The following is an 8,371-nucleotide window of genomic DNA, read 5'->3' on the forward strand; positions in this document are numbered from 1 at the left end:
CGCACACCAAGGTGCTCACGGCGTTCGAGGAGGTCAACGACCACGTCGAGTACTGGGGTGCCCACCGCCACGACGCGGTGCACGAGATCGACGGCGTGGTGATCAAGGTGGACGAGGTGGCGTCGCAGCGCAGGCTGGGCAGCACGTCCCGCGCGCCGCGCTGGGCCATCGCGTTCAAGTACCCGCCGGAGGAGGCGACGACGACCCTGCTGGACATCAAGGTGCAGGTCGGCCGCACCGGCCGGGTCACCCCGTTCGCCGAGATGGAGCCGGTGAAGGTGGCCGGCTCGACGGTCGCCCGCGCCACCCTGCACAACGCGGGCGAGGTCAAGCGCAAGGGCGTGCTGATCGGCGACCGCATCGTGATCCGCAAGGCGGGCGACGTGATCCCCGAGGTGCTCGGCCCGGTGCTCGCCGCACGGCCCGACGACGCGCGTGAGTTCGTGATGCCGACGCGGTGCCCGGAGTGCAACGCCGTGCTGCGGCCGATGAAGGAGGGCGACGTCGACATCCGCTGCCCGAACGCGGAGACGTGTCCCGGTCAGCTGCGCGAACGCCTGGCGTACCTGGCTTCCCGCGCCGCGCTCGACATCGAGGTGCTCGGCTACGAGGCGGCGGCCGCGATCACCGAGTCCACCGTGTACACCAACGAGGCCGACCTGTTCGACCTCGACGCCGATGCCCTGCGGCAGGTAGAGCGCCTCAAGACCAAGAACGGCGAGCTGTCCGCGAACGCGCTGAAGCTGCTGGACAACCTGGAGGCGGCCAAGTCGCGTCCCCTGTGGAGGGTGCTGGTCGCGCTGTCGATCCGGCACGTCGGCCCCACCGCGGCCCGCGCGCTGGCCCAGGAGTTCGGTTCGATGGACGCGATCCTCGCCGCCGAGGAGGAAATCCTGGCCGGTGCGGAGGGCGTCGGCCCGACGATCGCCGCCGCCGTGGTCGAGTGGCGTGAAACCGAGTGGCGCCAAGGCGTCGTGCGGCGCTGGCGCGCGGCGGGCGTGCGGATGGAGGACGAGCGCGACGCGTCGATCACCCGCAACCTCGAAGGCCTGTCCATCGTGGTCACCGGCTCGCTGACGGAGTACTCGCGCGACTCGGCCAAGGAGTCGATCCTCGCCCGCGGCGGCAAGGCGGCGGGCTCGGTCTCCAAGAAAACCGCTTTCGTCGTGGTCGGCGACTCGCCAGGATCCAAGTACGACAAGGCGATCTCCCTCAAGGTCCCCGTCCTCGACGAGGCGGGCTTCCGCGTCCTGCTGGAGCAGGGCCCGGACGCGGCGAGGGAGGTGGCCGTCATCGGAGAGGAAGGCACAGATGGCTGACCTGCTCATCCGGCCGGCCCGGGAGGCCGACCTGTCCGTCGTCGGCGCGATCACGGTCCAGGCCTACAGCGCCGACGGCTACGTGACCGCGCACGACGACTACGCCAGGACCCTGGCCGACGCCACGTCCCGCTTCCGCGACGCCGATCTCCTGGTGGCGGAGGACGGCGAGACCGGCGAGGTCCTGGGCTCCGTCACGGTCGTGCACCCCGGCACGCCCTACGCGGAGATCTCGCGGCCGGGCGAGCTGGAGTTCCGCATGCTCTCGGTGTCCCCGGCGGCCCGCGGCAGGGGAGTGGGCGAGTTCCTGGTGCGCGCGGTGATCGACAGGGCCCGCGCCGCCGGCGTCAGCCACGTCGTGCTGTCGTCGTCGGAGAAGATGCTGGCGGCGCACCGCCTCTACCAGCGCCTCGGCTTCACGCGCCTGCCCGAACGCGACTGGTCGCCGGTGCCCGGCCTCGACCTGCTGGCCTACGCCTACGGCATGCCGCTCTGAGCAACCGCCGCCGACGCGGCACGTCTACCGGACAGGGCCGCGGATGGGGGTTCGCGAATGAGAGCAGTCACGCTGGTGCCGGTGCTGCTGCTGGGCGCCTCGGCCGCGCCGATCGTGCAGGAGGAGCCGGACAGGAGCGAGATCGCCGGGATCGCGCAGCGCTACCTGGAGAACCGCGCGCGCAAGGTCACCACCGGCGCGCAGGCGCCGGGCTTCGGTGTGCCGGTCACCGCTGCCCTGGCCGCGGAACTGGAAGTCCACGAGACGAAGCTGGACGCCGCCAGGGCGTCGTCCAGGACGCGCTACCGGTCCGCCGTGGTCAGCACACGCGTCGACAGGCTCGACACCGACCAGAACGGCAAGGCCGTCGTGGCCCACGTTTACGAACAAGCTGAGCTGTACTTCGAGGACGCCGGCCCGGTCCCGTCCACCGGCTACGCCCTTCCGCACCTGCTGACGTTCGTCCGGGACGGGGAGAGCTGGGTGCTCGCCGACGTCGCGGTGGGGCGCTACAAGCACTGCGCCCTCCTGCCGGAGACCCAGCGGCCGCCAGAGTGCTGATCAGAGTGCTGAGATGATCCGCGCCCGCAGCTTGAGGTCACCGGCGGCCTGCTCGTACAGCAGGTCCCGCAGCGCCTCCGCGGGCAAGGCTCTCAGCACGTCCTTGAGCTCCACGTCCTCGGCGTCGGGCGGCGGCACCGTCTCACCCCGGTCCAGCAGCACCAGCCCGACCGCGACGCAGTGCTTGCAGAAGAACCCCTCCGACCCGTGCGGGCAGCTGCAGGACCCCACCAGATGAGCGCCGGACCACGACAGCTCCACCGCGTAGGCGGTGTCCTCGCCACCCCGCACCCGAGCCGCCACATGACGGCTGTGCACCCGCAGGGACAGCACGGCGTCGCGATAGGTCAGCCCGCGCCAGTACGACTTGGTGCCAGCGCGGTGCAGCAGCAGTTCGGTGGTGAGGTCCGTCGACACGGGGGTCATCCAACCGGGTGATCCAGAAAGGAACAACATGATCGCGATCGGCCCGCTGGAACCCGGAGACCGCACCAGGTGGCAGGAGCTGTTCGAGGGCTACAACACGTTCTACGAACGCACGCTGCCGGCGGAAACCTACGAGGAGAAGTGGCAGGCGTTCCAGGCAGCGCGGACCATCCACGCCCTGTGCGCCAGGGACGGCGGCACGATCCTGGGCATCACGCACTTCTTCCAGCACCCCAGCACGTCCGGCCCGGACGTCTGCTACCTGCAGGACCTCTTCACCGCGCCCGAGGCACGCGGCCGCGGTGCGGGCCGCGCGCTCATCGAGGCGGTCGCGGAGTGGGCGCGACAGCAGCGCTGCGCCCGCGTCTACTGGCACACCAGCGAGTGGAACACCACGGCCCGACGCCTCTACGACCAGGTCGCCGAGAAGACCCCGTTCGTCCACTACCGAATCCTGCTCTAGGACGTAACAGCGGTCGCCGCGCTCCCGATGAGGCGGTCATGCACAAGCTCGGGGCCCATGAAGTGCCGCTTCGCAAGGTGTTCAGCAGTGACTACGACTTCTGGATCCCCGACTACCAGCGGCCTTACGCGTGGGAGGTCGAGCAGGCGAGGCAACTGCTCGACGATCTCGTCGAAGCTGTCGAACGGGAAGACGACGAGCCCTACTTCCTCGGCTCGATGGTGCTCGTGAAGAACGACGGTGTCGCGGACTCCGAGGTCATCGACGGTCAGCAGAGGCTGACCACCCTCACCATCCTCCTCGCGATCGTCCGAGATCTCGCGACTCCAGGAGGCATCCGCGAGTCGCTCGGCAAGATGATCATCGAGCCTGGTGACGAGCTGCTCGACCTCGAGGCCAAGCCGAGGCTCGCGCTGAAGAAGCGCGACCAGGTCTTCTTCCGCTCCTACGTGCAGACTCCCGGCCGGATCGAGGAACTGGTCGCGCTCGCCGACGGCGCTGTGAAGACGGATGCGCAGAAGTCGATCCGCGACAACGCCAAAGCCCTGCGCGACGCTCTCGTGGGGTGGAGCGAGGAGGCCAGGCACCGGTTGGTCAAGATGATCACCACACGCACCTTCCTCGTGATCGTGACCACACCGAACCTGACCAGTGCGCACCGGATCTTCAGCGTGATGAACGCCAGGGGCCTGGACCTCTCGCCGGCGGACATCTTCAAGTCGAAGGTCATCGGGGTGCTCGACGACGAGTACGCCGCGAAGTGGGACGAGGCCGAGGTGATGCTCGGTCGCGGCGACTTCGCGGACCTGTTCCTCTACATCAGGATGATCTTCGCCAAGGAACGGGCGAAGCAGGACCTCATGACCGAGTTCCCGAAGCAGGTGCTGGCCCGGTACCTCCCGGGACGTGCGGCTGAGTTCGTCGACGACGTGCTCGTGCCCTACGCGGAGGCGTACGAGCAGATCCGTGACTTCAGGTACGAGGCGCCGGCGAAGGCGGAGCAGGTCAACGCGTGGTTCCGCAGGCTCGCCCAGATCGACAACAGCGACTGGCTACCTCCTGCGCTGTGGGCGTTGGCGCACCGTGGTGACGACCCCGACTGGCTGGACGGCTTCTTCCGCAGGCTGGAGCGACTCGCCGCGAGCATGTTCATCCGGCGCGTCTACACGACACCCCGGGTGATCAGGTACTCCACCCTGCTGAGAGAACTCGCGGCAGGTCACGGCCTGGGCTCGCCCGCTTTCGAGCTCGACGCCGACGAGCGCGCCGAGACGCTGCGGCAGCTCGACGGCGCGTTGTACCTGGTGCAGAAGACGCGGAAGTACGTCCTGCTCAGGCTGAACGAGATGCTGGCCGGCAGCTCCGGTGTCACGTACGACTTCCCGATCATCACCGTCGAGCACGTCCTGCCGCAGCAACCGCAGCCGGGCTCGCGGTGGCGGACGGACTTCTCGGAGGAGGAGCAGGTCGTCTGGCGGCATCGGCTCGCGAACCTGGTGTTGCTCACCAGAGCGAAGAACTCCCAGGCCAAGAACTACGACTTCACCGACAAGACGACGAAGTACTTCCAGAGCAAGCACGGCGTGCCGACGTTCGCGCTGACCGTTCAGGTGCTCAAGCACTCCGAGTGGACGCCCGCGGTGCTGGAGACCCGCCAGAAGGAGCTGCTGCGGACGCTCGCCGAAGGCTGGGACCTGTAGGTCAGCGCCTGCGGCGCGGCCACTCGCACGCCGCCGACCTGACCCTTGGAGCAACGCGGACACGGCGATTGTGTGGGACCGTATGAAGTGTGCTGCAAGCCTGTCTGAACGGCTCCCGCACAGCCGAGGAGCACCCGGCCCTGCCGCTGTCACCCGAACGCCTCGCGGAGGACGCGGCCGACGTCGCCGCGCTCGGCGTCACCTCGGTGCACCTCCACCCGAGGGACGTCATCGGCGCGCAGACGCTGGCAGGGCCGGAGATCGCCACCACGATCGCCACGGTCAGGGCCGCCGTGCCGGGCATCGAGATCGGCGTGTCGACGAACGTGCCCGGCAACCGCGCCAGGCTGATCGGCAGCTGGGGGCCGCTCGCGGCGGGGCGGCCGGACATCGCGAGCGTGCACCTCAGCGACCCGGCGTGGCGTGAGCTGACCGAGGCGCTGCACCGCGTCAACGTCGCCGTCGAGCTGGTCGTCGCCGACCTCGCAGACCTGCGGGAACTGCCGGAGGGCATCAACCGGATCACCGTGAGAGCGACCCGCGACTCGGCGGAAGACCTGCTGGCACAGGTGGAACCGCTCGGCCTGCCGGTCCTGCTGCACGGCCGCGACGCCGACGCCTGGCCCGTCTTCACCTACGCCGCGCGGCTCGAACACCACGTGCGCATGGGGCTGGAGGACACGCTCCACAAGCCCGACGGGACCAGGGCCAGGAACAACGCCGAGCTGGTGGCGTGCGCCCGCCGCAACCAGCGGGCCAAGGCCCCGAACTAGTCGGGCAGCACGACCGCGACGATGCCCGCCAGGTGCGCCAGGCGGGCCACCTCGGCCGCGCGGAACATCGGGCCGCCCGGACGGCCCACGACGAGCACGCGGTCCGGCTTGCCCAGGGGCGTGGCGGCCAGTTCGGTGCCCAGCTCGCGCCAGGTCTCCGGCACCCACTCGTCCTCGCCGTCGAGCACGGTCGCGCGCTCCAGCGGGAACCACGGCACGTCGGCCATGCGGGTCTCGGGGGCGGCGGAGGACGCGGTCAGGCGGTTGATGCCGGTGCCCTCCGGGCCCACGACGACGGCCCAGCCGGCACGGATGATCTTCGGGACGCCCTCGGTGAAGACCTCGAGGCCCTTCTTCGGCTCCTCGGCGATCTCCTCGACCAGCTCCAGCTCGCGATGGGTGTCGAGGATGCCCGCGTAGGGGCGCACGGCGTCGACCTCGACGCCCTCGACCGACTCGGCCGCGGTGATCAGGGTGTCGGGCAGGCGGCCGGACGGCAGCTCGACCACGAGGTCGTCGATGGCGAGGCCGGAACCGCGTTCCACGACGTCCACGCTGAGTATGTCCGCCCCGATCTCGCCCAAAGCCGTTGCGACCGCGCCGAGGGTGCCGGGACGGTCCGGGAGCTGGACCCGGATCAGGAACGACAAGGTGAACGCCTCCATAGCTCGTGCGAGAGACCCCGCGTCTCGCGCCGTTGCCGGTCGGTGATTCTCGCAGACGCATGGTCGGCGCATGACCTGCTGTCCGCGTTGCGGAACGGTTAAGTTGACGTGCCGGTCAGCTCCGGAGGCGGTAACCGGTTCGAAGGCGCGCCTGACCTGCCCATAGACTCACGGGGTTCCCGATTCGAATCCCGACCCTACGGGGGTTGACAGGAGTGCCCAGCATCTCCCGCGACGAGGTCGCGCACCTGGCGAAGCTCGCCAGGCTGGCTGTGTCCGAGGACGAGCTCGACTTGTTCGCCGGCCAGCTCGACGTGATCCTCCAGTCGGTGGCTTCCGTTGGCGACATCGCCACGGCCGACATCCCGCCGACGTCGCACGCCGTTCCGCTGACCAACGTCTTCCGCGAGGACGTGGTCCGTCCGAGCCTCGGTCAGCAGCAGGCGCTCTCCGGCGCTCCTGAGGCCGAGGACGGCCGGTTCCGCGTGCCCCGCATCCTGGGTGAGGAAGCATGACCAACGACCTGGTCCACGCCACCGCGGCCGAGCTCGCCGCGAAGATCCACAGCGGTGAGGTCTCGTCCGTCGAGGTCACCCAGGCCCACCTGGACCGCATCGCCGAGACCGACGGGAAGGTCCACGCCTTCCTGCACGTCGACACCGAGGGCGCGCTCGCGCAGGCCCGCAAGGTCGACGAGGCCGTCAGGTCCGGTGAGCAGGTCTCCCCGCTCGCCGGAGTGCCCCTGGCGCTCAAGGACGTCATGGCCACCGAGGGCGTGCCGACCACGGTCGGTTCCAAGATCCTCGAAGGCTGGCTGCCGCCCTACGACGCGACGGTGACGCGCAAGCTCAAGGAAGCCGGCGTCGTCATCCTCGGCAAGACGAACATGGACGAGTTCGCCATGGGGTCGTCGACCGAGAACTCGGCGTACGGCCCCACGCACAACCCGTGGGACCTCGACCGCATCCCCGGCGGCTCCGGCGGTGGCTCGTCGGCGTCGCTCGCCGCGTTCCAGGCCCCGCTCGCGATCGGCACCGACACCGGTGGCTCGATCCGCCAGCCCGGCGCCGTCACCGGCACCGTCGGCGTGAAGCCGACCTACGGTGGCGTGAGCCGCTACGGCCTCGTCGCGTTCTCCAGCTCTCTGGACCAGGCCGGTCCCTGCGCGCGCACGGTGCTCGACGCCGCGTTGTTGCACGAGGTCATCGCGGGCTACGACGAGATGGACTCCACCTCGATCAACGAGCCGGTCCCGCCGGTCGTCGCCGCCGCCCGCGAGGGCCTGAACGGCGACCTGTCCGGTGTGCGCATCGGCGTCGTCACGCAGTTCAGCGGCGATGGCTACCAGGCCGGTGTGCTGCGCAGCTTCCAGGCCGCCGTGTCGCAGCTCAAGGAGCTGGGCGCGGAGATCGCGGACGTGTCGTGCCCGAGCTTCGACTACGCGCTGCCCGCCTACTACCTCATCGCGCCGAGCGAGTGCTCGTCGAACCTCGCCCGGTTCGACGCCATGCGCTACGGCCTGCGCGTCGGCGACGACGGCACGCGCAGCGCGGAGGAGGTCATGTCGCTGACCCGCGAGGCCGGCTTCGGCCCCGAGGTCAAGCGCCGCGTCATGATCGGCACGTACGCGCTGTCGTCCGGCTACTACGACGCGTACTACGGCTCGGCCCAGAAGGTCCGCACGCTCATCACGCAGGACTTCGCCAAGGCGTTCGCGACGTTCGACGTGCTCATCTCGCCGACCACGCCGACCACGGCGTTCAAGATCGGTGAGCGCGCGAACGACCCGATGGCCATGTACAAGGCCGACCTCTGCACCATCCCCGCGAACCTCGCGGGCACGCCCGCCATGAGCGTCCCGAGCGGTCTGTCCGATGAGGACGGTCTGCCCGTCGGCCTGCAGATCATGGCTCCGGCGCTGCAGGACCACCGCATGTACCGCGTCGCCGCGGCGTACGAGGCGGCGCG

General features: G+C 69.8%; 10 protein-coding genes. 8 read left to right on the forward strand and 2 right to left on the reverse strand.

Translation table 11 applies throughout. The annotated features are described in order from the left end of the window. From ligA to VM306_RS03820, 3 genes are all read left to right on the forward strand, one after another. A partial coding sequence (gene ligA / locus VM306_RS03810; protein ID WP_325510895.1) for an NAD-dependent DNA ligase LigA occupies positions 1-1,319 on the forward strand: 1,319 nt, incomplete at its 5' end. After that, complete coding sequence (locus VM306_RS03815; RefSeq protein WP_325510897.1) at positions 1,312-1,815, forward strand: GNAT family N-acetyltransferase; 504 nt, start codon at positions 1,312-1,314, stop codon at positions 1,813-1,815. The genes ligA and VM306_RS03815, both read left to right, overlap by 8 nt. A 57-nt stretch (positions 1,816-1,872) precedes the next feature. Continuing rightward, complete coding sequence (locus VM306_RS03820; protein ID WP_325510899.1) at positions 1,873-2,376, forward strand: hypothetical protein; 504 nt, start codon at positions 1,873-1,875, stop codon at positions 2,374-2,376. On the opposite strand, the gene VM306_RS03825 is transcribed toward VM306_RS03820, so the two are convergent. Further along, positions 2,377-2,793, reverse strand: a complete 417-nt coding sequence (locus VM306_RS03825; RefSeq protein ID WP_325510901.1) for an SWIM zinc finger family protein — start codon at positions 2,791-2,793, stop codon at positions 2,377-2,379. It lies immediately after the preceding gene. Between the two features lie 37 nt (positions 2,794-2,830). Between VM306_RS03825 and VM306_RS03830 the strand changes: the two genes are divergently transcribed. From VM306_RS03830 to VM306_RS03840, 3 genes are all read left to right on the forward strand, one after another. Next, entirely contained in the window at positions 2,831-3,265 is a 435-nt protein-coding gene (locus VM306_RS03830) for a GNAT family N-acetyltransferase (RefSeq protein WP_325510903.1), read from the forward strand. Positions 3,266-3,303: 38 nt separating this feature from the next. Beyond that, a complete protein-coding gene (locus tag VM306_RS03835; protein ID WP_325510905.1) occupies positions 3,304-4,965 on the forward strand; it encodes a DUF262 domain-containing protein in 1,662 nt (553 codons plus the stop codon). 89 nt (positions 4,966-5,054) lie between these two features. Beyond that, on the forward strand, positions 5,055-5,738 hold the full coding sequence (locus VM306_RS03840) for a 3-keto-5-aminohexanoate cleavage protein (RefSeq protein WP_325510907.1): 684 nt from the start codon (positions 5,055-5,057) through the stop codon (positions 5,736-5,738). Here the strand turns inward: VM306_RS03840 and VM306_RS03845 are convergent. After that, complete coding sequence (locus VM306_RS03845) at positions 5,735-6,388, reverse strand: ACT domain-containing protein (RefSeq protein WP_325510911.1); 654 nt, start codon at positions 6,386-6,388, stop codon at positions 5,735-5,737. The two genes, VM306_RS03840 and VM306_RS03845, sit on opposite strands and share 4 nt — an antisense overlap. Positions 6,389-6,618: 230 nt before the next feature. Here VM306_RS03845 and gatC point away from each other — a divergent pair, with 230 nt between their 5' ends. Both gatC and gatA read left to right on the forward strand, forming a co-directional pair. Further along, entirely contained in the window at positions 6,619-6,918 is a 300-nt protein-coding gene (gene gatC / locus VM306_RS03850) for an Asp-tRNA(Asn)/Glu-tRNA(Gln) amidotransferase subunit GatC (RefSeq protein ID WP_189154510.1), read from the forward strand. Beyond that, a partial coding sequence (gene gatA / locus VM306_RS03855) for an Asp-tRNA(Asn)/Glu-tRNA(Gln) amidotransferase subunit GatA (RefSeq protein ID WP_325510909.1) occupies positions 6,915-8,371 on the forward strand: 1,457 nt, incomplete at its 3' end. The genes gatC and gatA, both read left to right, overlap by 4 nt.

Source organism: Lentzea sp., assembly GCF_035525475.1.
Taxonomy (GTDB): Bacteria; Actinomycetota; Actinomycetes; order Mycobacteriales; family Pseudonocardiaceae; genus Lentzea.

Bases quoted from the DNA above. Each gene is read 5' to 3' on its own strand.
- VM306_RS03835 (WP_325510905.1), top strand. From the start codon at position 3,304: ATGCACAAGCTCGGGGCCCATGAAGTGCCGCTTCGCAAGGTGTTCAGC.
- VM306_RS03830 (WP_325510903.1), top strand. From the start codon at position 2,831: ATGATCGCGATCGGCCCGCTGGAACCCGGAGACCGCACCAGGTGGCAG.
- VM306_RS03815 (WP_325510897.1), top strand. From the start codon at position 1,312: ATGGCTGACCTGCTCATCCGGCCGGCCCGGGAGGCCGACCTGTCCGTC.
- VM306_RS03820 (WP_325510899.1), top strand. From the start codon at position 1,873: ATGAGAGCAGTCACGCTGGTGCCGGTGCTGCTGCTGGGCGCCTCGGCC.